Here is a 26,745-nt window from a genome sequence, read left to right on the forward strand (position 1 = left end):
TAACCCTTGCGGCGCGGGCGCGACAAGTTGTTTCGCTTCGCTCAACATGACATACTTATCATGAATTACAAATTCGACATTCCAGCCCAGAATAAGTCCATCATTAAGGTGATTGGAGTTGGCGGCGGGGGCTCCAATGCCGTGAAGCACATGCACAAGCAGGGCATCAAGGACGTGGAGTTCATTATCTGCAATACCGACCACCAGGCGCTGCAAAGCTCCACGGTGCCCAACAAGCTTCAGATTGGCGTTGACCTGACCGAGGGCCTCGGCGCCGGTGCCAAGCCGGAGCGGGGCCGCCAGGCCGCCATCGAGAGCAAGGAGCAAATCCGCGACCTGCTCAACCAGGGCACCAAGATGCTCTTCATCACGGCCGGCATGGGCGGTGGCACGGGCACGGGCGCGGCCCCGGTGATTGCGCAGGTAGCGCAGGAGCTGGGCATTCTCACCGTGGGCATCGTAACGGCGCCTTTCATGTTTGAGGGCAAGAAAAAGCGCCAGCAGGCCGAGGAAGGCATCAAAGCCCTGAGCGAGCACTGCGACACGGTGCTGGTGATTCTCAACGACAAGCTGCCGCAGATTTACGGCAACCTGACCATGGGCGCCGCCTTCGCCAAAGCCGATACGGTGCTGACCACGGCCGCCAAGTCCATTGCCGAAATCATCACGGTGACGGCCGACGTGAACGTGGACTTTGAAGACGTGAAAACGGTGATGAAGGACAGCGGCGCCGCCGTAATGGGCAGCAGCGTGACCGAAGGTGAAAACCGCGCCCGTCGCGCCGCCGAGGAAGCCCTAAACTCGCCGCTGCTCAACAACACCGACATCCACGGGGCGCAGCGCATTCTGCTTTCCATCATGTCGGGCGCTGAGCACGAGCTGGAGATGGACGAGCTGACCGAAATCACCGAGTACATCCAGGAGAAAGCCGGCCAGGACGCGGAAATGATTTTCGGTCACGGCATCGACGAGTCGCTGGGCCAGAGCATTCGCGTGACGGTGATTGCCACGGGTTTTGCCCGCGACGCGCATTCCATCACCACGCCGGCCATGGGCGGTGCGGCTGCCTCCGAGCCGGTGGCTGCCGCGCCGGTGGCCGAAGCGCCCCGGGCCGAAGCTCCGGCTGCGCCGGTTTCCAATCCGACTGCGGCGCCGTTCGTGCCCAGCTTTGGTACACCCGAGCCGGCCCGTGTGACCTTCGATTTGAACGGCCCTTCGGCCCACACGGCACCGCCGCTGGCGGGTATTCCGGCCACCGCGCCCGGTGAGCCGGTGCTGACCTCGAACGCACCCGCCCCGGCCCCCGAGGCCGCTGCGGCAGGGGCTGCCCGCCCACGGCCGGCCATGGATGCCCAAGCCCTGGAGCGTCGGCGGCGCCTGCAGGAGCTGAGCAACGGCCTGCCCCCCGAGGCGGTGAGCCAATACGACACGCCCGCCTACCTGCGTCGGCAGGTGAAGCTGGAAAACGTGGAGCCCAGCTCGGCGCAAAATATCTCGCGCTTCAACCTGTCGGACGACAATGAGCTGCTGGGCGACAACCGCTTCCTGCACGACAACGTCGACTAAGCACTGATTTCTTTGGAAAAAAGCCGTCGTAGCCCCGCTGCGACGGCTTTTTTGTAGCTGCCTTTATGTGAGTTGCGTGCAAACTGAGAAGGAAATTGCCGGCCCTGGCTCGCCTGATAAGGCCTTCCGCCTGAGCCTGACGGGCGCGGCGGTTGTACTGCTGGCGCTGTTCTGGTTGATGACGGCCAACGGGTTGCATACCACCAGCGACTCGATTTACTACATAGCGGCCGCCCGCAGCTGGGCGCAAAGCGGGCGCCTGCTGCACCCCGATGGCAGCCTGTACCGCTACTGGGGGCCGCTGTATCCCATGCTCCTGGCACTGGGTGAAAGCACCTGGGCCACGCGCTGCCTGCACGGCCTGGCGTTGGTGGGAAACCTGTGGCTGTGGGCACTTGTGGGCCGGATGCTGCTGCCGGCCAAGCGGGCGTTGGTGCTGCCGTGGGCCCTGGCGCTGAGCACGGCCATGATGGTGCCGGCGGCCTTTGTGTGGTCGGAAACGGTGTTTGCGCTGCTGCTGGCGGCTTATGTGTATGCCTTGCTACACTGGTGCCGAACCGACCGGCCTGGTTGGCTGGCACTAGCTACGGGGGCGGCTTTTCTCATCCCGCTACAGCGCACGGCGGGCATGGCGTTGCTGGCCGGGGTGGGAGTTGGGGCGCTCCTATATCCGGGGCGGCGGCGGTGGCGGCGGCTGTTGCTGCATGGGGTTGCATCGGCAGCGGGGGGAGTGGCCTGGAACTACTACGCGGAGCGGGTGGCCGGCACGCGGCCGGACCGTGGCTTTGGGACCCTGGCGAAGCTGTGGGGCTCTTTTTCTGACTATGGCTTTGTGTTGCTGCGGTGGTTTTTGCCGTTGCCGGCCAGTTGGCGCACGGTAGCAGCCGGGCTGTTTGCCGTGGTGCTGCCGGCATGGCTGGCCGGACTTTGGCTGGGCGCCATCAAAAAGTCGGCAACACCTGAGAAAAGCACCGCCGGTTTGCGGCTGCTTTGGGTGACCGCGCTGGTGTATGTGCTGGGGCTGCTGCTAGCCGTGAACATGACGCGCGGCGCTACCGGGCTGTATGATGCCGAGCGCTATGCCGCGGTGCTCAGTGGCCCGGTGCTGCTGCTGGCCCTGGCGGCGTGGCCCAGGACCGAGAAACCCTGGGCAACATGGGCTCAGCGCGGGGTAGTGGCGGCCTGGCTGGCGTATTCGGCCGTGCGGGTGGGGCACAACGTGCTGGTGCTACGATTACCCGAGACGGTGGAGGTATTCGCGCCCAGGCAGCCTTAACGGCATTTTGGGGTGCTGCGTGAGTGCCCCGGTACTTATGTGCGCTCGTATTCCAGCTTGTTTTTCCACCGGTTGAGCGGTGCTTCCAGCCACACCCACGATGCCCACGCCAGCACGAAAACCAGCGGCAACAGAAACACAACGGTGGGCAGCGGCCCTAGCCAAAAGTGGCGCGCCTCAGCCCCGGGAAACAGCTTATACACGGCCCGTTGATAAAAAACCGGCAGCATGAGGTGGTACAGATAAATGCCGTAGCTGCGCTGGCCTACCCAGCGGAGTAGTTCCAGGCCCCGGTTTTCAGAGGGTGGGCGGGTGGGCTGGTGCAGGGCCCAATTGAGGGTGAGAGCAGCCGGCAAGCAGCCGGCAGTGGGGTACACGAGGTTCCACATTTCGTGGGCTTCATTCACGTACAGCACCAGCCACAGCGCCGCCCAGGCCAGCCAGCCCACTACCACCCACCGAAAATGCGCCAGGCGCCGCACCCAGGGCTGCTGCTCGGCGTGGCGCAGCATGGCCCCGGCCGCAAACATGTCGAGGCAGGACGGCATCAGGGCCAAGACCAAAGACGCGCCCGGATGTACCCAGTAGCCCCACACGTAGCGAAACGCCAATCCGCTCAGCAGCACCAGGCTTAGCCAGCGCAGGCGCTTGGGCAGCACAGCCAGGGCCACCGGCCATAGTAGGTAAAACTGCTCATCCACGGCCATGGTCCAGTAGTGGCCCACGCCCTCGCCCCAGTGCTGCAGGTGGTAAAACAACTGGTTGGAAACCGGCACGATGAACCACAGCGGGTACTCGTGCAGGGTGGCCAGGGGCAGGGCCGCGCCCACAATGAGCGACACGTAGTAGGGGGGCAGCGTGCGCGTAATCCGGCGCAAATAGAAAACGCCCAGCCGGCGCGGCCAGCCGCCGGGCGCGCCCACGTACACCTTCTGCTTCCAGATGATGCCGGAAATGAAGTAGCCGCTCAGCACGAAAAAGGTCATGCTGCCCATGTTGCTGATGGGGAACCGCGGGTGCGTCCAGTGCCCCAGAATGACCAGCAGGATGCCCACGGCCCGCACCGCATCCAGGCCGGGGCGGTAGGCCAACGGGTGCGGGCCCGCGCCCACCGATGCCGTGGCCACTAGCCCATGGTGTGGTACACGGCCTGCACGTCCTCGTCTTCCTCAAACTTTTCGATGAGGGCAAGCACTTCTTCGGCTTGCTCGTCGGTGAGGGTCACGGTGGCATTGGGCACGCGCTGCAGGTTGGCGCTCACCACGTTCAGCCCTTTGGCTTCGAGGGCTTTCTGCAGCTGGCCGAAATCGGTGAAAGCCGACTCTACCACGATGTACTTGTGCTCGGCGCCGTGCTCGTCCTCCTCGGTGGTTTCGTACACGTCTTCGGCGCCGAAATCAATGAGCTCCAGCTCCAGCTCGTCGCGGTCGAGGCCGGCGGCGTCGAGCTTGAACACGCCCTTGCGGGTGAAGGTGTAATCGGAAGAGCCGGCCGTGCCCAGGGCGCCGTTGTTGCGGTTGAAATACAGGCGCACATTGCTCACGGTGCGGGTGGGGTTGTCGGTAGCGGTTTCCACCACAATGGCCACGCCGTGCGGGCCATAGCCCTCGTACACCACTTCCTGGTAGTCTTTTTCGTCCTTGCCGGTGGCGCGCTTGATGGCGGCCTCCACGCGGTCCTTGGGCATGTTCACGCCTTTGGCGTTCTGCATGGCGGTGCGCAGGCGGGCGTTGGTGTCGGGGTTGGGGCCGGATTCTTTCACGGCCATCACGATTTCTTTGCCAATGCGGGTGAAGTCTTTCGACATCCGGTCCCACCGCTTCATTTTGCGGCCTTTGCGAAATTCAAACGCGCGTCCCATAGGGGTCAGTTTTCAGTTAACAGTGAGCTGTGAACCGCTGCGGCGAAGCGCCCCAGGGGCAGATTCGGCGAAACGGGCCGCAAGTTAGCCAGAACGGGCGGGGGACGCCAAATGCGCGGCTATTTACGCCGGGCCGGGGCTTTGGCCCGGGGCTTGGGGGCCTTGCCGGGGGCTTTCGCAGGAGTGGCCACCAGGTCGTACACGCCGCGGTTGCCGGCGGGGTAGCCCAGGATGGTGATGCTGAGCTGGCGGGTGGCTGGCACAAAGCGAAAGGTGCCGCGTTGCACGTCGGCCCCCTTCATGTCGGAAAACGCGAAGCGAATGCTGTCGCCGGCGAGCGCAAAGGTGCCGGTCTGGTTGAAATAGTGCGGGCTGCCCGAGGCCACAATGCTCAGGTGCTTCTCGTAGGTGCCATCGGCCCGCAGGGTGAGGGTGCCGCCCACGCCGCTCACGCGGGTGGGCGGGCCGGCGCTAGTGGTGTCGTACACGGTGTAGGCCGTGTAGGTATACGTGGAGTAGAAAGTGGGAGGCGCCGCCAGGGTTTGGGCCTGCGCCGTGGGCGCCAGCAACCACAAAAAGCCCGCAACGCTGAGAAGAATTCGCATAAGTTGGAACAGAGCCGCCCGCGGGCAAATCAAGCCCGGGGCGGAAATGAATGAGAACGAAAGTAAAACCCGGGCGCTGAGGAACGCCCGGCGGCCGCATTTGGCAAAAGCGGTGCCGCTTCTTTTATTTACCGGAATTGGCAAGGGCATAAGTAATTGCGGAAGCATGGAAAACAGTTTACCCCCGACAAACCGGCGAAACCCTTTGAACAAGCGGCTGGCGAAAGCGGCGGCCACGCTGGCCAGCGGGCTGGCGCTGCTGGCCGCGGGGCCGCCCGCCGCGTCCGACACCACCCGGGTGCGCGACCTGTTGCGCCAAAGCCAGGACCTGCTGCGCGCCGGCCAGAACGAGGCCGCCCAGCCGCTGCTGCAGCAAGCCCGCGACCTAGCCCGCCGCGGCCATTTCGCGGCCGGCGAAGTAGAAAGCCTGCGCGTGCTGGGCAAAGCCGAGCTGGTGCACGGCAGCTTTGCCGAAGCTCGCGCCTACCTGACCCAAGCCGTGGCCTTGGCCCGGCGCACTTCCGGCCAGCCCGGCCTGGCCGACGTGCTCCTGACCCTGGGCCAGGTCGCCAACGAGCAGGACGACTACCCCGGCGCCCTGCGCGCCTGCGAAGAAGCCCTGCGGCTGTACCACGCACGCGGCGCCGTGCGCGACGAGGCCCGGACCCGCAACGGCCTGGGCATTATTTACAGCAGCCGCGGCGACTTCCCGCGGGCGCTGGCCATGCTGCTGCCGGCCCTGCGCCAAACCCAGCAACTGGGCGACAGCGCCCTGCAGGCCAACTGCCTCACCAACCTGGGCAATGTGTATTTTCGGCACAACGACGCGCGGCAAGCCCTGCATTATTTCGAGCAGGCCCTGCCGTTGGTGCGCCACCGGCCCGACCAGGGCGCGCTGGCCGACTGCCTGACCAACCTGGCCGCTGCGCATCAGCAGCTGGGCGAGTTCAAGCAGGCCGAGCCCTTCTATCAGCAAGCCATTGCCGTGTCGGAGCAGGCCGGCGAGCGGGCCCAGCTGGGCGTGGTGCTGAGCGACTACGCCCAACTGCTCACCGACCAGCGGCGCCTGCCCGCCGCGCAAGCCACGCTGGAACGGGCACGCGCGTTGCTGGAAAATTCCGGCGACGTGGGCACCCTGGCCGCTACGCTCGTGGCGCTGGGGCAGTTGCACAGCAAGCTCGGCCACGCGGCAGAGGCCGAAGCCCAGGCCCGCCGCGCCCTGGCCCTGGCCACGTCCGTTCAGGATTGGAGCGTGCAGGAATCGAGCGGGGCGCTGCTGGCCGGCCTGCTCAAGCGCCGCGGCGACTACCGCCAGGCGCTGCAGTACACCGAACTGGCCCAGGCCGCGCACGATACCGTGTTTTCGCAGTCCAAGGCCGAAGAGATGGGGCGGCTGCAGGGCGATTTCCAGCTCAGCCAGGAGCGCGAGCGGGCCCAAGGTCTGGCCCGCACCGGCGAGGCCCAGCAGCAGCGCCTGCAGGCCCAGCAGCGCCAGCTCTGGGGCCTGGGGCTGGGCCTGGGCGTGGTGGCCGCCGCGGGGCTGGCCCTGTGGCGCCTCAACCGCCTGTTGGGCCGCAAAAACCAGCAAATTGAGGCGCAGCGGGCCGAGCTCACCGAGCTGAACGCGACCAAAGACCGGTTGTTTTCCATCATTGGGCACGACCTGCGCGGGCCGCTGCACTCGCTCCACGCCTTTGTGGAGCTGTTGGCCGGCCCCCCGCTGCCGCCCGATAAGCTGGCCCAGTACACCCAGCGCCTCACCCGCACCCTCGACCATACCCTGGCACTGCTGGAAAACCTGCTGAACTGGGCCGCGCTGCAAATGCGGGCCGCCGGCCCGCCCCGCCCCGAACCCCTGGACCTGGCCGCCTTGGTGGAAGAAAACATCGGCTTGCTGGCCGCGGCTGCCGAGGCGGCCCAGGTGAGCGTGGTGCACCACCTCGCGGGCGACGAGCACGCCTGGGCCGACCCCGCCGCCGCGCGCCTGGTGCTGCGCAACCTGCTGGCCAACGCCATCAAGTTCACGCCGGCGGGGGGCACGGTGGAGGTATCGGCCCGGCGCGAGGGCGCCGCCTGGCAGCTGGCCGTGGCCGATACCGGCCGCGGCTTGCCCGAGCCCACGCCCTGGCAGGAGCTGCGCCCCGAAAGCCTGCCGCGCCGCGCCGGCGAGGGCGGCCAGGCCCGCAGCACCGGCCTGGGCCTGCTGCTGAGCCGCGACGTGCTGGCGCGCAACGGCGGCCGGCTGTGGGTGGCCAGCGCCGGCCCCGGCCAGGGCACCACGTTTACCCTGAGCCTGCCCGTGGCCGCGTCGGTGGCCACGTCGGAAGCCGTTGGTTAAGCGGGCTTGTGGGGGTGGCGGCTCAGCAGGCGCTGCTGCACCACCTGCGCCAGCACCGCATCCCGAAAGGTGAGGCCCAGCGGCACCTCCACGCGGCCCACGCGCACTTCCTGCCCCGTAACGGCGTCGATTTTACCTGCGTTTACCAGGAATGAACGGTGGGTGCGCACAAATAGCTGAGGCGGCAGCTGGCCTTCCATATGCTTGAGGCTGACCAAGGTGATGTGCACGGTGCCATCGAGGAGGTGCACTTTGCTGAAGTCGCGCATGGCTTCCACGTAGGCCACGTCGGCGTAGCGCAGCTTCACAAACTGCAGTTCGGTGCGAATGAAAAACGTGTCGTTTTCGTCGACGGGGGCGGGGCTTGCGGTGGCGTGTCGGCTGGCGGCTTCGGCAGCCCGGGCCCGCAAGTGCAGCAGCGCCTTGTCGATGGCCCGCAGAAACCGCTCGAAGCGCAAGGGCTTCACCAGAAAGTCGACGGCGTCGAGGTCGTAGGTGGGCAGGGCGTACTCGGGGTGGGAGGTCATGAAAATGACCTGCGGGGGCTGCCGCAGGGCCCGCACCAGTTCCAAGCCGTTGAGCTCCGGCAACTCAATGTCGGTGACGAGAATGTCGACGGGCTCGCGGGCGAGGTGCTCGAACGCCAGGAGGGCATCGGCGTACTGCCCGGCCAGCGCGAGGGCCGGAATGCGCGCCACGAAGCTGCTCGCCAGGTCGCTTACCAGCGGGTCATCGTCGAGAACCAGGCAGCTAAAGGGCGGGAGCGGAGCGGGGAGCATGGAAAGAAATAAACGGTCCGGAAAGGGCTTGCCCGGCGGCGGGCGGGTTTCATCTACGGGGGCGCACGTCTGTCGACTTCTCGGCGCACTTGCTCGACTTTGTTGGCGGCGCAAGGTAGGGCGTAGCTAGTTTTCGGCTCAAAAAAGGGCTAAAAATAGACAGCCAGCACATTCCACCACCATTTTACTTCCTCCCATGGTTACTTCCTTTACGCGTTTTAAAACGGCAATGCCGGCGCTGTTGATGCTGGCTTTGGCGAGCCGGGCCGAGGCGCCCAAGCCCGCACTGCTCAAAACCGGCACCCTGGTGGTGCTCGAAACCACGAGTCCGCTTTCTTCCAAAGACGCCCAGATGGGCCAGTCGGTGTCGCTGCGGGTGAAATACGACGTCATCATCAAGGGCCGCACCCTCATCAAAGCCGGTGCCGCCGGCAGCGCCCAGGTGGTGAATGCCGAGCACCGCAAGGGCATGGGCAAAGAAGGCAGCCTGAGCATCAAGCCCAGCGTGGTGCAAGCCGTGGACGGCCAGATGGTGCCCCTGAGCAGCAACGCCGTGGGCTCGGCCGGGTCCGACACCAAGGGTGCCACCATCGGGCTGGCCGTGGCCCTGAGCCCGCTGTTTTTGCTGAAAAAAGGCAAAGACGCCACCATTCCGCCGGGCTATGAGATGCAGGCCAACGTGGCCACCGACGTGGAGATTGAATAGCCGCCCGACCCGTTTCCGTCTTCACCGCTAAGCCTTACTTCCCAGGCAATCTCTCACTTTTTGCTCCATTCCGATGAAAAGACTGCGTTTATTCGCCGCGGCCGCGGCCCTGGCAGGCGCTTCGGGCGTGGCGCTCCTGCTCGGGGCTCACCCTGCTGCCTCGGTCCCGGCCGCTGCCACCCAGCCGCTGGCCGGTTCCGTGAAAGGCGGGCGTCCTGTGGGCTTGTTTTTCATGACGAGGTATTGGATTGCTACCCATTCGCTGGAAAAGTCGACGTACTACTTTGCCCCCAATGGGCAGGTGTACGTGGACCCGGCGGGGTTTTCGGCGGCCCAGCTGGCGGCCGTGCCGGCTGCCTCCCGGGGCAGCTACACGGTGGCAGGGCGCAAGCTCAGCGTGCGCTGGGCCAACGGCCAGACCGAAAGCGCCGACGTGGAGCCCCAGTCCGAAACCTTTGCCTGGAACATGGGCATTTTTCTGGCCGGGCGGCCTTTTGCGAGTGCCAGCCAACTGGTGGGGGCATTTGAGGGCGGCAACTCCATCAGCACGAGCAGCGGCAGCGCGGCGGCAGTGAGTAGCCTGACTTTCCGGGCCAATGGCACCTACAGCGGCGGCAGCGCCAGCAGCTTCGGCGGGCGCAATGAGGCCGGGGCCAGCACGTACTCGGCCGGTAGCAGTGGCGGCAGCGCCGGCCGCTGGAGCCTCAGCGGCTGGACGCTGACCCTCACCGACGCCGCGGGCCGCACCAGCAGCGGCGTGGCTTACCCCATTGAGAAAAACGAAAAAACGGGACAGGTGACGCGCTTTTACTTCAACAACGTGGCCTACAAGCGGCTGTGAGGCCCCGGCAGGTTCGCTTTTAAATGCCTTTCAGCCCGATGTATTTTCGCCGCATGTATCGGAAACTCCTGACTACCGCACTGCTGTGCGCTACTGCTGCCCTAGCTTTTGCGCAGGCCAAAACGCCCCCGAAAAACGTGCCCGCCGCCCGCCGCCCGGCCGTGCCGCCCCCGCCCGGCGCCCTACCCACCAAGTTTTACACCACCTACACCTACACGGTGTACCTGATTTACGCGCCCAAGTACAGCCCAAAGCCCACCAACACGCGCGGCGTGGGCGGCACGCTCACGCTGGGCCCCACGGGCCGCTACGAGAAAAAGCTCAAATTCCCGGGGCCCTATGGCACCAACCATTTCGACGAAGTGGGGCGCTACACCCTGAAGGGCAAGAACATTGAATTCACGTACACCGATTCCAAGGGCAAGGCCGTAACCTACGGCGGCACGTTCGACTACAGCGAGCCCGCCCTGGCCCTGACCATGGTGCTGAACCAGGAGGCCGACGGCGGGCGCGAAGTATTCGGGCTGGTGGTGGCGGGTTCCGAAACGGTGAAGCGCACCTTCAACGACGACGGCACCGTGAAAATGGGCAACTGAGGCGCCGGGGCTTTCCTTTGAGGAAAATTAAGCGCCCTGCGTATGCCTGTTTTTCTTCGCGAACTCATTCGCCCCGCCGCCGAGCTGCCCGACGCCGACGTGTGCCTCGTGGGCTTGCCCCTCGATTTTGGGACTGTGCTGGAAGGCGGCCGGGCGGGTGCCGCCGGCGCCCCCGACGCCATGCGCCGCGAGCTGCGCCGCTACCACAAGACCTACAACCTGGAGCACAACGTCAGCCTCGACGCCCTGCGCATTGCCGACGCCGGCAACCTTGCGCTGCGCCACGCCGACCACGCCGCCAACCACGCCGAAATTCGTACGCAGTTGGCCGCGCTGCTGCGGCAATACCCGCGCGTGCTGGTGCTGGGCGGCTCGCACGACGGCACCTACTCCACGGTACGCGGGCTGGCGGATGCCAGCGGCGGGCAGCCCGTGGGCGGCATCAACTTCGACGCCCACGCCGACGTGAAAGACAAGCCCGGCCTCATCAGCAGCGGCACGCCCTTCGGCAAGCTGCTGCGCGAGGGCTTCGTGCCGGGCGAGCGGTTCACGGAAATCGGCCTGCATTCCAACCTCAACACCCGCGAGGACATCGAGTTTCTGCACCGGCAGCAGGCGCACATCGTGCCGCTGGCCCACGTGCAGCAGGACGGGATGGCGCTCTACGCCGGCCGGGCCCTGAGCCGCGCGGCCGCTGGCGGGCCGGCCTTCGTGAGTTTTGACATTGATGGCTGCGCCGAGGCGTATGCGCCGGCCGTGTCGGCACCCAGCGCCGATGGGTTTACGCCCCGCCAGGCGGTGGAAGCGGCCTTCCTGGCCGGGCAAAAAGAGGCGGTCCGGCTGTTCGAGGTCGTGGAGTTTAACCCCCATTATGACCGCGACAACCAGACCGCCCGCTTGTGCGCCACCATCATCACGGCCTATTTAACCGGGGTGGCCAGCCAATTGGCGTAAGCGCTACTTAGTCGCCCACGCCGCCGCGGTACAGCGGGGGAACGGGCGGCGACTGGTAGCCTTTTGACTTTTTCAACGCTGTGGTGTAAGCGCGGTGCTGGGCGTGGGCTTTGCGCGACTGGCGCCGCCCGCCGGTGAGCAGCCAGGCCGCCCCAGCCGCCAACATGCCGGCGCCGATGATGGCTGCCTGCATCGGCAGCTTGTCTTTGGGCGCGGGCGGGAGGTGCTCCACGCCGCTGGCGTCGGTGCGGGCGGGCTCGTGCACGTAACGGCCGTGGCTGGGCACGGGGTAATTGTCAGCTAGGGCGCGCAGGCCGGCGGCCGCTTCGGGACCCGTGATGACCGGGCCGTGGCCGCAGCCAATAGCTTTGGGCGCGAGGTCGGCTAGCGTTTGCACCGAGGTGCGGGCGGCCTCCCAGTCGTAATTGAACGGCGTGCCGGCGCGGCTGATTTTGGGCAGCCCCAGCAGCACGGCGGGCACCGAGTCGTGGTGGCAGGTGGCAAAGGCATCGGCCCCGAGCAGGGTGCCGTCGGCGGGCCGGAAGAAGGCCAGCTGGCCGGGGGCGTGGCCGGGTACGTGCAGCCAGCGCCAATTCATGAGGAACGGCGCCGCCGGGTCGTCAGTATTAAGGGCCTGCACCCGCTCCTCCAGGTTGGGCAGTTGCGAAGGGAAAAAGCGGCTCATGAAGGCCAGGGAACCGCCCACGGTGGGGTCACGCGGCGGGTATTGGGCTTTGCCGGTGAGGTAGGGCAGCTCCAGGGGGTGGGCCACCACAGGCACCTTCCAGTGGTCGGCCAGCTCGCGGGCCGAGCCGAGGTGGTCGAGGTGGCCGTGGGTGAGCAGGATGGCCTCGGGGTGGGTGCCGGGGTAGAAAAGCTTGTCGGCGGCGGCGATGATGGTTTTGGCGCTGCCCGGCAGGCCGGTGTCGACGAGCACCCATTCGCCGGGGGTGCCGGTTTCGACGAAGTAGACATTGACAAAGCGCTGAATGCGCAGCTGGGTGACGCCGGCGGCTACTGTATCCATAGAAAAGCGGTTTGGGATGAGACGGAATGCAACAAGCATACGGCAAACCCGGCAGAAAGTAGGCGCCCAAGGCCGAGCTTACATAAAAATGCCGGGGCGCTGTAACGAATGGCGCCGGGCCAGGTACTCGTTGCCAAAGCCCACCTGGCTAGGCGCCCGGGCCAGGTCCGGCAGCACCGTCTCCTTCATTTTTTTACTTTCTCCACATCATGAAAATCCTTCTTTCTGCATTCGCCCTCGCTTGCCTGGCCCTGCCGGCCGCCGCCCAAACCGCCCCCGAACCCGCCTTCAACATGACGTGCGACGAAGGCAACTGGGGCCGGCACGACGGCGAAAACAAGCGCTTCTGCGAAACCCGCGACCTGACCATGAGCGCGCCCGCCGGCCAGCCGCTGGCCATCGAAGGCGGGGCCAACGGCGGCATCACCGTGCGCGGCTGGTCGGGCCCCAACGTCCGCATCCGGGCCAAGGTCACGAGCTGGGCCAGCACCGAAGCCGAAGCGCAAAGCCGCGTGAAAGCCGTGAGCATTGGCACGGCCAACAACACGCTGCGCGCAAGCTCCACCGCCGCCACCGAGCAATACAGCGTGAGCTACGAGGTATTTGTGCCGCGCCAAACGGCGTTGGTGCTCAACACCCTGAACGGCGGCATTCACCTCGAAAATATGCTGTCGGAGGTGAAGTTTCACGCCACCAATGGCGGCGTTTCGCTGGCCAACATGGGCGGCCAGGTGACGGGCCAGACCGTGAACGGCGGCCTCACCATCAACCTGACCGGCAAGCAATGGGAAGGCAAGGGCCTTGACGTGCAAACCACCAACGGCGGCATTCGCTGGAGCGTGCCGCAGGACTACTCGGCCCAGCTATTCACGAGCACCAACATGGGCAGCATCCGGGCCAATATTCCCGTTACCAGAACGGGTTTTTTGCGCCGCGAGCTGGCCACCAACCTCGGCAAAGGCGGCGCCCTGGTGCGCGCCGTGACCACCAACGGCGGCGTGAGCCTGGAGCAAAGCCGCGACTAAAATCCGCTGCCCAACGCAACAAGCCCCTCGTGCCGTAGCAGGAGGGGCTTGTTGCGTTGGGCGGTAATCAGCAGGCGCAGCTGAAATCGGGGTAATCGGCGTAGCCCGGCGCGGGCTGGTCGTCGAGGCGGATGAGGTGGTCGAGGCGGATTTCCTCGCCCGATTTCAGCCGCATGTACTCCACCTTGTCGCGAATGAACAGCGTTTCAATCACGCCCGAGCCGAGGCAGAGCTGGCGCAGGTCGTTGAAATACTGCAGGTCGACGCGGCGGCGCTGAGTGGCGGCGGCTTCGAGCAGGTCGTAGTAGTTGCAGTCGATGGGTTTGTAGTTGGTGCTCATGTCTGTCGAATGTAGCGTGGACTCTGCGAGTCCGCGCCTGGTTGTAGGAGATTATACGGGCGTTCCATGCAGCCCGGCACGGACTCGCAGAGTCCACGCTACATTTCTCTATATTCGCCGCACCACCCAAACCATCCCACCCTCATGACCACCCACACCGCCACCCCCGAGCTAAACCTCGAAGCCACTTCACTCTCCTCCGGTGCGCCCCGGCCCGACGGCAAGCGCCCGATGTTCTACGAATTCAAGCCCACGGAAACCGTGAAGGCCAAGCACGGCACCGAGCTACGCTGCAAAACCTGGGAAGCCGAAGCCGCCCTGCGGATGTTGGAAAACAACCTCGACCCCGCCGTGAGCTTGGTGTACGACGAGCTGATTGTGTACGGCGGTGCCGGCCGCGCCGCCCGCAACTGGAAAGAGTACCAGACCATCGTCAAAACCCTGAAGGAGCTGGAAGCCGACGAAACCATGCTGGTGCAAAGCGGCAAGGCCGTGGGCGTGCTCAAAACCTGGCCCCACGCCCCGCGCGTGCTCATCGCCAACTCCAACATCGTGCCCGCCTGGAGCACCCAGGAATACTTCGACGAGTTGGACCGCATGGGCCTGATGATGTACGGCCAGATGACGGCCGGTTCCTGGATTTACATTGCCACCCAGGGCATTTTGCAGGGCACCTACGAGACGTTTGCCGCCATGGCCGACCAGCATTTCGGTGGCAGCCTGCGCGGCACCATCACCGTGACGGCCGGCCTGGGCGGCATGAGCGGCGCCCAGCCCCTGGCCGTGACCATGAACGACGGCGTCTGCCTCGTCATCGAGCCCATCGACGAGCGGGTGAAGCAGAAGGTGCGCGAAGGCTACGTGGACGAGCAGGCTCGCGACCTTACCCATGCCCTGGAACTGTGCGAGCGCGCCAAAGCCGACGGCAACGGCTGGTCGGTGGGCCTCACCGGCAACGCCGCCACCGTGCTGCCGCGCCTGCTGGAGCTGGGCTTCCAGGCCGACATCGTGACCGACCAAACCTCGGCCCACGACCTGATGGACTACATTCCCGAAGGCGAGATAGGGGAGGTGCTGGCCCTGAAAACGGCCAACCCCGAGGAGTTCAAGCGCCAGGCGCTGGCGTCCATCGTGAAGCACGTGGAGGCCATTCTGGAGATGCAGCGGCGCGGCACCATCGCCGTAGACTACGGCAACAACCTGCGCGGCCAAGCCGAAAAAGGCGGCCTGAACGTGCGCGACGAAGCTGGCCATTTCCTGTACCCCGGCTTCGTGCCCGGCTACATCCGCCCGCTGTTTTGCGAAGGCAAAGGTCCCTTCCGCTGGGCCGCCCTCTCCGGCGACCCGCAGGACATTCTGCGCATCGACCGCGCCCTGCTCGAAACCTTTCCCGACAACAAGCTGCTGGCCCGCTGGATTGAGAAGGCCCAGGCCAAAGTGCCCTTCATCGGCCTGCCGGCCCGCGTGTGCTGGCTGGGCTACGGCGAGCGCGAGAAGTTCGGCCTCGTCATCAACGACCTGGTGGCGCGGGGCGAAGTGAAAGCGCCCATTGTCATCGGCCGCGACCACCTCGACTGCGGCTCGGTGGCCTCGCCCAACCGCGAAACCGAAGGCATGAAGGACGGCTCCGACGCCGTGGCCGACTGGCCCCTGCTCAACGCCCTGGCCAACTGCGCCAGCGGCGCCGACTGGGTGAGCCTGCACAACGGCGGCGGCGTGGGCATCGGCAACAGCACCCACTCCGGCATGGTCATCGTGGCCACCGGCACCCCCGAAAAGGCCGAGCGCCTGCGCCGCGTTCTCACCACCGACCCTGGCATGGGCATCTTCCGCCACGCCGACGCCGGCTACGAGCTGGCCCAGGACGTGGCCCGCGAGCGCGGTGCCAAGATTCCGGGCCTTTAAGCCAGAAGGTGCGGGCCGTCTGATTTCCGGTTCCGGGCTGCCCGCGCCGCTGCTTCCGCATAATGATAGACCAACAGCTCACGTAATGCGTCGTTTTCTTTCCGCTTGCCGATTTTCTCTATTCGGCGGGCTGGCTTTGGCGCTGCTGGCCTGCGAATCGGCAGGCGAACATGCGGCTGACGCGACTGCTACCGCTTCCCCGCAGGTGGCTCCCCGCCGTGCTGCCGCTAGCACGGCGGACCTGCGCACCCGATTCGACCGCTGGCAGCAGGCGCAGCTAGCCGCGGGCCGGTTCACCCTGCCCGATAGTTGCGCCAGCTACCGCAAACGGCTGGACGAACACCCGGACGAGGACATGGAAGAGCAGTATGCGTTTCCGGTGCCGGAAGAAATCAGGTACTCCTACGCCGACCTCAACCAGGACGGGACGCTGGACGGGCTGATGACCTTCACGCCGGAGCAGTGTGACGGGGGCAACGGCAGCATGTGGAGCCAGGAAGCGGTACTGTTGCTTTCGCACGGCTCGGGCTACCAGCTCAACGACACCCTCCGGCTCGACCAACTGGTGGCTTCGGCCCCCCCGCAGGATGGGTTTTATCATGTCGACAGCATCGCCTCAAATAGAATCTACGGCCATTATTTTGAATTTGGACCGGGCTCCGGGCATTGCTGCCCCAGCCTCACTCAAGCCGTGACCTTCGATTATAGGCTGCGCAAAATAATCCATCGTAGCGCCAATCAGGCCGAGCCCACGCCCGAGTAAATTCCGGAAAAGGCCCAGCGCCTGCACCGCATCCTCACCCCCGACTCCGGCATGGGCGCCACACCGACGCCGGGCATGGCGCAATCAACAGGAACCACGACCTGAAATCGCCTGCTGCGCGAAGCATAGCAGGTCGTTTTTGCTGCGTAAAAGACTCAAGAGACTATTCATGTTACGATTTCTGCCTTCGCTACTGCTGCTGTGCTGGGCACTGAGCGGCCGCGCTCAATCCGCTCAATATCAACAGCTGATGGCCCGTGGCAAGGCCGAATTCAAAAAAGAATTTGCGCTGCAGAACTACGCGGCCGCCGTCAAAACCCTAGAGGCTGCGGTGCGCCTGCAGCCCGCCAACCCGGAAGCGCATTACTTTCTGGGCTACGCCTACAGCCGCCTGAATTGCAAAGACGGCGAGGCCCTGCCGCGGGCCCGGCTGCCACTGACCCTGAAGGCCAGCCAGGAGTTTGAAACCGTTAACCGCCTCACGCCGCATTACCGCGGCGAAGAGCTGGCCTTGGACCCGTATGCCAAAATAGCCAGCGAATGGAGTTCACTCGCCGTGCATTACACCGCCATTCAGAAGCCTGATTCTGCCCGGTGGGCGTATGCCCAGGGCCGAAAGCGCGGCGGCTTCAGCGACTTCGTGCTGGCTAATGCCACCGCCCTGCTGCAGCAGTGCCGTCCCAATGGCCTGCTGGTATCGGCCGGCGACGCGTTCACGTTCCCGCTTTGGTACCTCCAAACCATGAACGGGCTGCGCCCCGACGTGACGGTGGTCGATGTTGGCCTGCTGGGCTCCAGGTGGTTTCCGGCCTTGCTGGAAAATGCTGCATCCGTGGCCTTTAAGCTGCCGGGCACTCTGCGGGATTCGATTGACTACTTGCCGTGGAAAACCACGGTGATAACCATTCCGGATGCCCGCACGCAGCTACCATTTTCCTGGAAAGTGGCGCCAACCGTTGACAGCCAATACCTCTACCGCACCGATGTGTTGCTGCTGGCCCTGCTGCAAGGCAATGGATTTAAGCGCGATGTGTATTTCACCCCTGCCTTTCCGCCCGAACAGCAGCTGGGCCTGCGGCCAAATACCGAGTTGAAGCAGCAACTGGTGGTGCATCGGGTGAACGCCGGCAACGAGCCCGAACCGTCCTTGACGGAATATCTGGCAGGCATGAAGCAAGTATTGCCGCTCGTGGCCACGGCCAACATGAACAGCGGTAGCGAAGTGATGATGGTAAGAACCTTGCGCTACGGCATTCTGGACAGACTTAACCGCAAGCTGAACGAGAATGAGCGCCCGGAAATCGGCCCCTTGGTGGCTTTGGTCGAACAGTATTTCCCCACCAATAAATACCCGTTTGAATCGCCCGACCTGCAAGCGCTATACGAGTATGCGCGCGCCCACCAGTAGGCGCATCCGTCGCCCGGCCTGCTGACGCCCAGCAAAGCCCGCTGTGAACACGGCGACGCTATTTTTTCTCGACGATTAGGCCCCGGCCGGGTGCCTCACGTTTACCAACCGCGGAAAGCATCCACCGCTGGCCGGGAGTGTTGCGCTGGCCTGTAGTAATCTGGCCGTTCCGGCGCGCGGCGCGCAGCATTCGACACCGCAGGCCGCCCATGGCATTACCTGCACCGGGGCAGTATATTGCCCCGTTTTTACCCAGTTCGTTCATTTTTCAAGCGGCTGTCGGGCTGCCAATGCCGGGCGCTAGCGCTTCCGTTTCATGCTTCTGGTTTCTACCCGCCGTACTGTTTGGGGCCTGTGGGCCGGCCTTGCCCTGGTGGCTGCCGGCTGCATGAGCGGCAACCCCACCGCCCAGCAAACCGCTGCCACTGCCCTGGCCACGCCCGTGGCCACCGACAGCCTGCTCACCACCCGGCTCGAGCTCTACGACGCCGCCCGCCAGCGCGCGGTGCCGGTCATGGTGTACCAGCCCGCCCAGCCCGCCACTCAGGGCAAGCTCAAAGCCGCCATTTTCAGCCACGGCTACGGCGGCAACTGCACCGGCTACTCGTTTCTGGCCCGCAACCTGGTGGCGCACGGCTACCTGGTGGCCAGCATTCAGCACGAATTGCCCACCGATGCGCCCATGCCCAACACCGGCGTCATTCGCGTGGTGCGGCGCCCCATGTGGGACCGGGGCGTGCAAAACATCGAGTTTGCGCGCCAGGAACTGCACAAGCGCTACCCCGCCATCGACTTTGGCCACCTGCTACTGGCCGGCCATTCCAACGGCGGCGACGTGTCGATGCTGTACGCCGAGCAGCACCCCGAGCGGGTGGAGCGCGTGATTTCGCTCGACAACCGCCGGGTGCCGTTTCCGCGGGCGCGGCGGCCCCGGGTGCTGTCGCTGCGCAGCTCCGACCAGGTGGCCGACCCCGGCGTGCTGCCCACCTCGGCCGAGCAGCAGCGCTACGGCATCACCATTGTGCCGCTGGCCCACACCATTCACAACGACATGTGGGACGGCGGCACCGAAGCCCAAAAGCAGGAAATGAACACGGCCGTGTCGCGTTTTCTGGAGCAATAGCCGCCGCCCAAGGTGCTGCAAAGCGGTACCATGGCAAGGGCATTGGCGCATGGTATTTATCCAGTAAGTTTGATGCTTATTGTTTGATTAGCATACAGCCATGCCTGCATCTGCGCGGTTAAAAAAATCCCGGCCGGTGGTGCTGCTGCCCCACCAGCCCACCTGGGCCCAAGAGTTTGCCGAAACCGCCCGCCGCATTGGCGCCGCCGCGGGTCCGGCCGTGCTGCGCATCGACCACATTGGCTCCACGGCCGTGCCCGGGCTGGCCGCCAAAGACGTCATCGACATTCAGGTGACGGTGGCCAACCTCAACGACATTGCCGAGCTTACGCACCCGCTGTGGCAGGCCGGTTTCCGGCAGGGCGCCTTCGAGTACGATGTGTACCACGGCCTGCCGGCCCAGTCGGAGGAGCTGCGCAAGCTGTACCTGCGCGAACCCTTGGGCGGGCGCCGCACCCACATCCACGTGCGCGAGACGGGCCGGTTCAACGCCCGGTTTGCGCTGCTGTTTCGCGACTACCTGCGGGCCAACGACGCCGCCCGCGACGAATACGAGCTGCTGAAGCGCCGGGCCAGCGAGGTGTTTCCGGACAGCATCGAGGGCTACCTCTACCTGAAGGAGCCGGTTTTTCACCTCATCTACCAGGCGGCCGAGCTGTGGGCCGCCAAAAAGCGCTGGAAGCCCGATTTTGCCGGCCAATGAGGCGGCGCTAGCCGCCGATGGCCGCCGCACCGGCCGCGCCCGGCCCGGGGGCTACCTCGGCGCGGGTGCGGGGCAGGCTGCCGGGGTATTCGCGCTGCAAAAAAGCCACCAGTTGCTCGCGCACGGCGCAGCGCAGCTCCCACACGGCCCCGGCGTTGGCGGCGCTCACCAGGCAGCGCAGCTCCAGGGTGCGCTCTTTGGCGTCGGTGACGTGCAGCACGCACACGCGCGAATCCCAGTGCGGGCTGCCTTCCACGATGCGCCGCAGCTCGGCCCGCACGGCTTCCACGGGCACCGTGTAGTCGGCCTGTAGAAACACCGTGCCCAGTATCTGCGCGCTGTTGCGGGTCCAGTTCTGGAAGGGTTTTTCGATGAAGTAGTTGAGGGGCAGCACCAGCCGGCGCTCGTCCCAGATGCTGAGCACCACGTAGGTAAACGTGATTTCCTCGACGCGGCCCCATTCGCCTTCCACCACCAGCACGTCGTCGATGCGGATGGGCTGGGTGAAGGCTATCTGGAAGCCCGCCAGCAGGTTACTGATGGAGCGCTGGGCCGCAAAGCCGACAATAACGCTGGCAATGCCGGCCGAGGTGAGCAGGCCCGTGCCCAGGCGCCGCACCGTCTCGAAGCTCATGAGCACCAGCCCCACGGCCACAAACAGCACCAGCGACGCGGCCAGCTTTTTGAGAAACTGCAGCTGCGTGAACAGCTTGCGCACGCGCAGGTTGTCGGCGCTGCTGAGCTGGTAGCGGCGCTGCACCAGGTCCTGCAGCACGTCGAGGGTTTTGATGAGGCCCCAGGCAAAGGCCAGGGTCAGGCTCATTTCCACAATGCGGCGCAGCACTTCGTGGGGCCGGGGCGGCAGCATGGCCAGCGGCAGTACCAGCGAAACCGCCAAAATGGGGAAAAACCACGCGCTGGGCCGCCGCAGGTGCCGGGCCAGCGACCGCGCCACGGCCGAATCTTCGCGCCGCGCAAAGGCCTGTAGCACGGCAAAAAGGAGGTAATGCGCCACCAGTCCGCTCGCAAAGCCGCCCAGCAGCACGCCCAGGGTCGTGAACACGTCGGGCAAATGGCTTAGGTAATGCTGGACTTCGGTCATGGGCGGGTGCGGGGCTGGGCGGCGCGGGGGGGCTACCACGGTGTACCCAAGGCCGGTTCCAAAGGTTGGCCGCGGCCCCTTCGAGGGCGCCCAAGAGTAGCCAAAGGCGAGGAGTAGGGCCTGGCGAATAAATCTTTACCTTGGCGCCCTTCTTCGCCCGTTCAGTCTTTGCTCATGCTGCAGCTCGACGCTTTGCCCGCGCACTCGCTCCGTTCATCGCCCCGCGTCCGGGTGCAGGCCATCGACGTGGTGCGGGGCCTGGTCATGGTCATCATGGCGCTCGACCACATCCGCGAGTTCTGGAGCCCCACCGCGGTGCGGCCCGAAGACGTGGCCCAGGCCTCGGCGCTGCTGTTTTTCACGCGGTGGGTCACGCATTTCTGCGCGCCCACGTTCGTGTTTTTGTCGGGCTGCAGCATTTTTCTCTCGCAGCAAAAGCAGCCCAGCCGCGGCCATATGAGCCGGTTTTTGCTCACGCGGGGGCTGTGGCTGGTGTTTCTGGAGCTGGTGGTCATCAACTTCATCCTGCAGTGGGGCGCCTACAACCTGTTGCTGCTGCAGGTAATCTGGGCCATTGGCTGGGGCATGGTGCTGCTGGCGGGCCTGCTGTGGCTGCCCCGGCCGCTGCTGGCGGTGCTGGCGCTGCTCATCATTGCGGGGCACAACCTGCTGCCCAACATTCAGCCCGTGACGGCGGCCAATGCCCCGTGGGCCCTGCTGCACAATGCCCCGTTCCTGCTGCCGGTGCCGCATTTGCCGCCCATGCTGGTGGCCTATTCCATCGGGCCGTGGTTGGGCGTGATGCTGGCCGGCTACGTCATCGGGCCCTGGTTCTTGCTGCCGCTGCCCGAGCGCACGCGGCGCCTGCGCCTGGCGGGCGTGGCCGCGCTGGCGGTGTTCGCGGTGGTGCGGGCCCTGAACGTGTACGGCGACCCCAGCCCCTGGAGCGTGCAGCCGCGCGGAGTGCTCTACACGGCGCTGTCGTTCATCAACATCACCAAATACCCGCCTTCGCTGCTGTTTCTGTGCCTCACGCTGGGCGTGGCCCTGCTGCTGCTCAGCGGCACCGAAACCGCCCGCGGCCGGCTCAGTGGCTGGCTGCGCACGTTTGGGCAGGTGCCGTTTTTCTACTACCTCCTGCACCTGCTGCTCATCAGCGGCGGGGCTTGGCTGTGGTCGTGGCTGGCGTTTGGGCACCCGTTCAATTTTTCCTTCGCCACGCCCAAAGACTGGCCGGCGGGCTACCAGCCCAGCTTGGCGCGGGCCTACGTGGTGTGGGCCGCCGTGGTGCTGCTGCTCTACTGGCCGTGCCGCTGGTACCAGGGCTACAAGCAGCGGCACAGCTACTGGTGGCTCTCCTACCTGTAGCCGAGCTTTGGAATATGATATTGCTGTGGTAATGAGCTGGTTTGTTTGAGTGAGTCGGAGCAGTTGAGCAGCAGCAGCTGGCGGTAGCGGCAGAATGTGCGCGGTGGAGACAGGTTTGGGCACGGTTGAGCTAAACCCAAGCTTGCAAACGCTCGTTTCAGCCGCTTATCACACTTTGCTCTTTTTAATGAAGTTCTTTTTCTCGCTTGCTCTGGCTGGCTCGCTGCTGGCCACTGCCCCCACGGCCACGGCCCAACAAACCGCCGAGTCGCCGTACCACACCCGTTTTGCCGTCGATGGGCCCATCATCCTGGGGCTGGGCGCCACCAGCGCCTTCGGCCTCTACCGCGTGCAGCAGAAAAGCGGCCTGAGCGATGCCGAGCTGGCCAATTTGAAGAAAGAAGACGTGCCGAGCTTCGACCGTTTCTCGGCCGGCTGGTACAGCGAGAGCGCCCAGACCGCCAGCGACTTGCTCTGCTACCCCACGCTGGTCATCGCGCCCGGCCTGCTGGCCCTCAACGACAAGGTGCGGGGCCGCTACGGCCAGGTGCTGGGCATGTACGTGGAAGCCATGCTGGCCTCGGATGCCTTGTTCACCACCTCGGTGGGCAACATTTACCGCTACCGGCCCTACCTCTACGGCAGCGAGGGCGGCAGCGGCCGCTCGGGCAAGATTGCCACCAATTCCTTCTTTGCCGGGCACACGGCGCACACGGCCACGGCCACGTTCTTCGCCGCCAAGGTGCTGCACGATTTCAACCCCGGCTACGAAGGCGAGGGGCTGGTGTGGGGCGCGGCGGCCGTGGTGCCCGCCGCCGTGGCGTACTTCCGCATCGAGGCCGGCAAGCACTTTCTGTCCGACAACCTCGTGGGCTATGCCGTGGGCGCCACCATGGGCATTGTGGTGCCGCAGCTGCACAAAAACAAAGGCGCAGGCGTCTCGCTGGCCCCCATGCAGGGCCTGAACGTGAACGGCTATTCCTACAGCGGCATGATGCTGACCAAGCAGCTGTAGCGGCCCAATCCTCTATTCCCGACCTACTTGACGGGCGCTGTACTCACGGCGCCCGTTTCTTTTTGCACCTCGAAGCGGGCGCTGTTGGGCATGCGCCGGGCCCAGTCGCGGCGGGGCACCAGCACCTGCCAGGTGGCGCCGTTGTCGTTCACGCGGGCCGAGTCCGTGACGTATAGCTCGGGGGTGGGCAGGGTTTTGACGTAGGCCGCTACCAGGGTGCGGGCTTCGGCTTCGGTTTTGCCGGCCGTGGGAGGCTGGGGCGCTGCCGCCGGGGCTTGCGGGCTTTCGTTGGCGGGCGGGGTTTGCTGGCAGCCGGCGAGGGTGGCCGCGGCGCTGAGCAGCAGGGCGGAGAGGAAAGGCTTCATAGGGCAAAGCTAGGGCGTAACCTTCTGGCAGGCATTATGCCAGCTGCCGTTGCCAGGGGGAAGGGAGGGTTGTACCTTGACCAAAATTTACCACCCGGTATATACCCATTCCCCTTTTTCACCCCGCTGCCCATGACCAACCTTTACCCGCGCATCTGCCTGCTACTGCTCGTCCTGCTGGGCGTGCGCCCGGCGGCTCAGGCCCAGATTGAGCCCGCCGCCCAGTACACCACCCTCACCCCGGCCCAGCTCATGGCCTGGACGGCCACCGGCCCCACGGCCGTGCCGGCCAACGTCAGCACCGTGCCGCTGGCCACCCGCCAAAACGCCCTGGCGCCGCAGCTCAACCCCGCCCAGAGCTTCAGCGCCAAGGTGAACTGGTGCCCCGACGGCATGAATAACTTTTCGGGCTACCTCAACGAACAGCCGCAGTTCAACCTCTACAACTTCACGCACTGGCAGTACGTCGACGTGCTGACCTGGTTTGCTAGTCCCATCGGCATTCCGTGCCGGCCCTGGGTGGAAACGGCCCACCGCAACGGCGTCAAAATCATCGGCACGGTGTTTACGGACCGGGCCGGCTTCGTGGCGCTGTGCCAGAAGGACGCCAGCGGCAACTACCTCGGCGCCCAAAAGCTGGTGGACGTGGCCAACTACTACGGGTTCGACGGCTGGTTTTTCAACGAAGAATCGGCCCTGACGGCCACCGAGGCCGGCGAAGTCATCAACCTGCTCAAGCAGCTCCAAGCCCTTAAGCCGGCGGGCATGGAGATTCACTGGTACGACTCCATGCTGCCCAGCGGGGCCGTGTCGTACCAAAACACGCTGAACGCAAACAACGCCCGCTTGCTGCAGGACGGCACCGCCCGCGTGAACGACGCCATGTTCACCAACTACTTCTGGACCGGCGCCGGCACGTTTAATACGGCGGTGAGCACGGCGGCCAGCCTGGGCCGCAGCCCGTTCGACGTGTACACCGGCGCCGACATCTGGCCCGGCCGCAACCCGCAGCGCCTCTTCACCAACACCAGCTGGCTGAGCGACTTCTACACCGGCGGCAGCCCCGCCCAGCCGCGCACCTCGCTGGCCGTGTTTGCGCCCAACATGACCTTTAACGGCGGCCAGAACAACTTCAGCACCAACCCCGCCGACTACGCCAACTTCTACCGCACCGAGCAGCGCCTTTTCTCCGGCGACGACCTCGACGTGACCACCACCGACGCCACCGGCTGGCAGGGTTTCGGCCAGTATCTGCCGGTGCGCAGCGTCATCAATACGCTGCCGTTCGACACGTATTTCTCGGTGGGGCAGGGGCAGGTGTTTGCCAACAACGGCGCGCAGGTGCGCAAGCCCTGGACCGACATGGCCAAGCAAAGCCTGCTGCCCTCCTGGCAATGGGCCAAAACCGGCTCGGCGCCCATCACGGCCAGCTTCGACTTTGACCGTGCCTACTACGCCGGCAACTCCATCAAGCTGGCCGGCAGCCTCAGCGGCACCAACGCCGCCAACGTGAAGCTCTACCAAACCAAGCTGGCCATCACGGCCCCCACCAAGCTCGACATCACCTACAAGGCGGCTGGCACGGCCGGCAGCGCCACGCGCCTGGCCCTGTATTTCAGCGACAACCTGACCACGCCCGCCCTGCTCGACCTGCCCGTTGCGGCCGATACGCTTTGGCACACCACCTCCTTCCCGCTGGCCGCCTACGCCGCCCGCGAGCTGGCCATCATCGGCGTGGACGTGAGCAGCAACACCGCCGTGCGCACCTACCGCCTCAACCTGGGCCGCCTGAGCGTGTACAACAACGCGCTGGTGACCACCAAGCCCACCGCCAACTTCACCGCCGACGCCACCACCGTCGTTGCCAACCAGCCCGTCACCTTCGCCAACTCGTCCACCAACGCCACGAGCTTCGTGTGGACGTTTGCCGGCGGCACCCCGGCCACCAGCACCGACGTGAACCCCGTGGTGCGCTACGCCGCGGCCGGCACCTACGCCGTGAAGCTGCGCGCGCAAAACGCGGTGGGGCGCGACTCGCTCACCCGCACGGCCTACATCCGGGTGGTCACGCCGCCAGCCGCGGGCAGCAACACGGCCCTTTTGTTCGACGGCGTGGGCAAGTACGTCGATGCCGGCGTCATTGCCCTCAACCCCGCGGGCTTTAGCCTGGAATGCTGGGTGAAGGCGAATTCGTTTAAAACGGGCTCGCCGTTCATTTCCAGCGTCATTGGCATGGAAGACGGCGGCGTGAACAACGCCCAGATTCGCCTCGGCGACGCTAACATCACCGGCGACCGGCCGCAGTTTGTGATGAACACCGGCACCTTGTCGCGCAAGCTCACCTCGGCCACCACGCTCACGGCCGGCACTTGGTACCATTTGGCGGCCACCTACGACGGCGCAGCCATGAGGCTGTACATCAACGGCGTGCTCAATGCCTCGCTCAACGCCACCACCACGCCCACGGTGAACGCGGCCTTCTCTTTCGGCCGCAACTACGCCAGCAGCCGCTGCCTCGACGGTTCCATCGACGAGGTGCGGGTGTGGCAGCGGGCCCTCACGGCCGCCGAAATCCTGGCCAATGCCTGCGACGTGCCCGCCAACGCTCCCGGCCTGGAAGGCTACTGGAAGCTTAACGAAGCCACCGGGCAGGTGGCCAACGACCTCACCGGCCACGGCCACACCGGCAACCTCATCGGCATGAATGCCGCCGACTGGTCGGCCAACGTGCCCACGGCCTGCCCGGCCATCACGGCCGTGCTGCCGGGCCGCGCCACTGCCGGCCTGCAGCTGCAGGTGCTCGGCAACCCCGTGCCCGGCCGCCAGGCCGAAGTCGAAATCAGCGGTGCCCAGGGCCAGCCCGTGGTGCTTACGCTGTGCAACCTGCTGGGCGCCGTGGTGTGGCAGCAGCGCCTGAGCGGCCCCCGCACCAGCGTGCCGGTGCCGGCCGCCGCGGGGCTGTACATCCTGCGCGCCAGCACGCCCACTCAAACCACCTCGGCCAAGCTGGAGCGGCAATAGCAGGTCCCCGTCCAACGGCTTACCGGAAAACGGGGGCGGCGCTGCTGATTGGCAAGCG

Annotated in this window: 24 protein-coding genes; 16 read left to right on the top strand and 8 right to left on the bottom strand. The window is 65.5% G+C overall.

All coding sequences use genetic code 11. From position 1 onward, the window contains the following. Positions 1–60 precede the first annotated feature (60 nt). Complete coding sequence (gene ftsZ / locus IC234_RS10995; RefSeq protein ID WP_190924429.1) at positions 61–1,566, top strand: cell division protein FtsZ; 1,506 nt, start codon at positions 61–63, stop codon at positions 1,564–1,566. Positions 1,567–1,642: 76 nt separating this feature from the next. Continuing rightward, the gene (locus IC234_RS11000; protein WP_190924431.1) at positions 1,643–2,842 is read left to right on the top strand and encodes an ArnT family glycosyltransferase; all 1,200 of its coding nucleotides are present in this window, start codon (positions 1,643–1,645) and stop codon (positions 2,840–2,842) included. 35 nt (positions 2,843–2,877) lie between these two features. Here IC234_RS11000 and IC234_RS11005 read toward each other — a convergent pair whose 3' ends face one another. From IC234_RS11005 to IC234_RS11015, 3 genes are all read right to left on the bottom strand, one after another. Further along, the gene (locus tag IC234_RS11005; RefSeq protein ID WP_190924433.1) at positions 2,878–3,969 is read right to left on the bottom strand and encodes an acyltransferase family protein; all 1,092 of its coding nucleotides are present in this window, start codon (positions 3,967–3,969) and stop codon (positions 2,878–2,880) included. After that, entirely contained in the window at positions 3,969–4,703 is a 735-nt protein-coding gene (locus IC234_RS11010; RefSeq protein WP_190924435.1) for a YebC/PmpR family DNA-binding transcriptional regulator, read from the bottom strand. Before IC234_RS11010 ends, IC234_RS11005 begins: the two co-directional genes overlap by 1 nt. Positions 4,704–4,822: 119 nt before the next feature. After that, complete coding sequence (locus IC234_RS11015; RefSeq protein WP_190924437.1) at positions 4,823–5,308, bottom strand: hypothetical protein; 486 nt, start codon at positions 5,306–5,308, stop codon at positions 4,823–4,825. Positions 5,309–5,513: 205 nt separating this feature from the next. On the opposite strand from IC234_RS11015, the gene IC234_RS11020 reads away from it, so the two are divergent. Further along, positions 5,514–7,646, top strand: coding sequence for a tetratricopeptide repeat protein (locus tag IC234_RS11020; protein WP_190924439.1), 2,133 nt, complete (start codon positions 5,514–5,516; stop codon positions 7,644–7,646). Here the strand turns inward: IC234_RS11020 and IC234_RS11025 are convergent. Beyond that, a complete protein-coding gene (locus IC234_RS11025) occupies positions 7,643–8,425 on the bottom strand; it encodes a LytR/AlgR family response regulator transcription factor (RefSeq protein WP_190924441.1) in 783 nt (260 codons plus the stop codon). The genes IC234_RS11020 and IC234_RS11025 overlap by 4 nt on opposite strands. A 196-nt stretch (positions 8,426–8,621) precedes the next feature. On the opposite strand from IC234_RS11025, the gene IC234_RS11030 reads away from it, so the two are divergent. From IC234_RS11030 to IC234_RS11045, 4 genes are all read left to right on the top strand, one after another. Next, entirely contained in the window at positions 8,622–9,131 is a 510-nt protein-coding gene (locus tag IC234_RS11030) for a hypothetical protein (RefSeq protein WP_190924443.1), read from the top strand. 73 nt (positions 9,132–9,204) lie between these two features. Beyond that, positions 9,205–9,972 carry a hypothetical protein gene (locus IC234_RS11035; RefSeq protein ID WP_190924445.1) on the top strand — a complete coding sequence of 256 codons (768 nt, stop codon included), beginning with the start codon at positions 9,205–9,207 and terminating at the stop codon, positions 9,970–9,972. A gap of 53 nt (positions 9,973–10,025) precedes the next feature. Then, positions 10,026–10,568: a hypothetical protein gene (locus tag IC234_RS11040; protein ID WP_190924447.1), complete on the top strand. Its 543-nt coding sequence runs from the start codon at positions 10,026–10,028 to the stop codon at positions 10,566–10,568. Between the two features lie 42 nt (positions 10,569–10,610). Beyond that, positions 10,611–11,522, top strand: coding sequence for an arginase family protein (locus IC234_RS11045; RefSeq protein ID WP_190924449.1), 912 nt, complete (start codon positions 10,611–10,613; stop codon positions 11,520–11,522). Between the two features lie 7 nt (positions 11,523–11,529). On the opposite strand, the gene IC234_RS11050 is transcribed toward IC234_RS11045, so the two are convergent. After that, complete coding sequence (locus IC234_RS11050; protein WP_190924451.1) at positions 11,530–12,549, bottom strand: MBL fold metallo-hydrolase; 1,020 nt, start codon at positions 12,547–12,549, stop codon at positions 11,530–11,532. Between the two features lie 209 nt (positions 12,550–12,758). Between IC234_RS11050 and IC234_RS11055 the strand changes: the two genes are divergently transcribed. Further along, positions 12,759–13,574: a DUF4097 family beta strand repeat-containing protein gene (locus tag IC234_RS11055; protein WP_190924453.1), complete on the top strand. Its 816-nt coding sequence runs from the start codon at positions 12,759–12,761 to the stop codon at positions 13,572–13,574. Positions 13,575–13,641: 67 nt separating this feature from the next. Here IC234_RS11055 and IC234_RS11060 read toward each other — a convergent pair whose 3' ends face one another. After that, positions 13,642–13,914: a hypothetical protein gene (locus IC234_RS11060; RefSeq protein ID WP_190924455.1), complete on the bottom strand. Its 273-nt coding sequence runs from the start codon at positions 13,912–13,914 to the stop codon at positions 13,642–13,644. A gap of 144 nt (positions 13,915–14,058) precedes the next feature. On the opposite strand from IC234_RS11060, the gene hutU reads away from it, so the two are divergent. The 5 genes from hutU (at position 14,059) to IC234_RS11085 (ending at position 19,816) form a co-directional block, all read left to right on the top strand. Beyond that, entirely contained in the window at positions 14,059–15,819 is a 1,761-nt protein-coding gene (hutU, locus tag IC234_RS11065) for a urocanate hydratase (protein ID WP_190924457.1), read from the top strand. Between the two features lie 205 nt (positions 15,820–16,024). Beyond that, positions 16,025–16,582 (top strand): hypothetical protein, encoded by a 558-nt coding sequence (locus tag IC234_RS11070; protein ID WP_190924459.1) that lies wholly within the window; start codon positions 16,025–16,027, stop codon positions 16,580–16,582. Between the two features lie 169 nt (positions 16,583–16,751). Next, positions 16,752–17,990 carry a tetratricopeptide repeat protein gene (locus tag IC234_RS11075; protein WP_190924461.1) on the top strand — a complete coding sequence of 413 codons (1,239 nt, stop codon included), beginning with the start codon at positions 16,752–16,754 and terminating at the stop codon, positions 17,988–17,990. 316 nt (positions 17,991–18,306) lie between these two features. Further along, on the top strand, positions 18,307–19,113 hold the full coding sequence (locus IC234_RS11080; protein ID WP_223827609.1) for an alpha/beta hydrolase: 807 nt from the start codon (positions 18,307–18,309) through the stop codon (positions 19,111–19,113). Between the two features lie 100 nt (positions 19,114–19,213). Further along, on the top strand, positions 19,214–19,816 hold the full coding sequence (locus tag IC234_RS11085; protein WP_190924463.1) for a GrpB family protein: 603 nt from the start codon (positions 19,214–19,216) through the stop codon (positions 19,814–19,816). A gap of 7 nt (positions 19,817–19,823) precedes the next feature. On the opposite strand, the gene IC234_RS11090 is transcribed toward IC234_RS11085, so the two are convergent. Next, a complete protein-coding gene (locus IC234_RS11090; protein ID WP_190924465.1) occupies positions 19,824–20,918 on the bottom strand; it encodes a mechanosensitive ion channel family protein in 1,095 nt (364 codons plus the stop codon). Positions 20,919–21,092: 174 nt separating this feature from the next. Between IC234_RS11090 and IC234_RS11095 the strand changes: the two genes are divergently transcribed. Together IC234_RS11095 and IC234_RS11100 are read left to right on the top strand one after the other, a co-directional pair. Continuing rightward, entirely contained in the window at positions 21,093–22,286 is a 1,194-nt protein-coding gene (locus tag IC234_RS11095; RefSeq protein WP_190924467.1) for a DUF1624 domain-containing protein, read from the top strand. 187 nt (positions 22,287–22,473) lie between these two features. Then, positions 22,474–23,301: a phosphatase PAP2 family protein gene (locus IC234_RS11100; RefSeq protein ID WP_190924469.1), complete on the top strand. Its 828-nt coding sequence runs from the start codon at positions 22,474–22,476 to the stop codon at positions 23,299–23,301. A 23-nt stretch (positions 23,302–23,324) separates the two neighbouring features. Here the strand turns inward: IC234_RS11100 and IC234_RS11105 are convergent, their stop codons facing one another. Then, positions 23,325–23,666, bottom strand: coding sequence for a hypothetical protein (locus tag IC234_RS11105; RefSeq protein ID WP_190924471.1), 342 nt, complete (start codon positions 23,664–23,666; stop codon positions 23,325–23,327). A 132-nt stretch (positions 23,667–23,798) separates the two neighbouring features. Between IC234_RS11105 and IC234_RS11110 the strand changes: the two genes are divergently transcribed. Next, complete coding sequence (locus IC234_RS11110) at positions 23,799–26,687, top strand: endo-beta-N-acetylglucosaminidase (RefSeq protein ID WP_190924473.1); 2,889 nt, start codon at positions 23,799–23,801, stop codon at positions 26,685–26,687. The last annotated feature ends 58 nt before the right edge of the window (positions 26,688–26,745 follow it).

It is taken from the genome of Hymenobacter armeniacus (assembly GCF_014699055.1).
GTDB classification, from domain to species: Bacteria; Bacteroidota; Bacteroidia; order Cytophagales; family Hymenobacteraceae; genus Hymenobacter; species Hymenobacter armeniacus.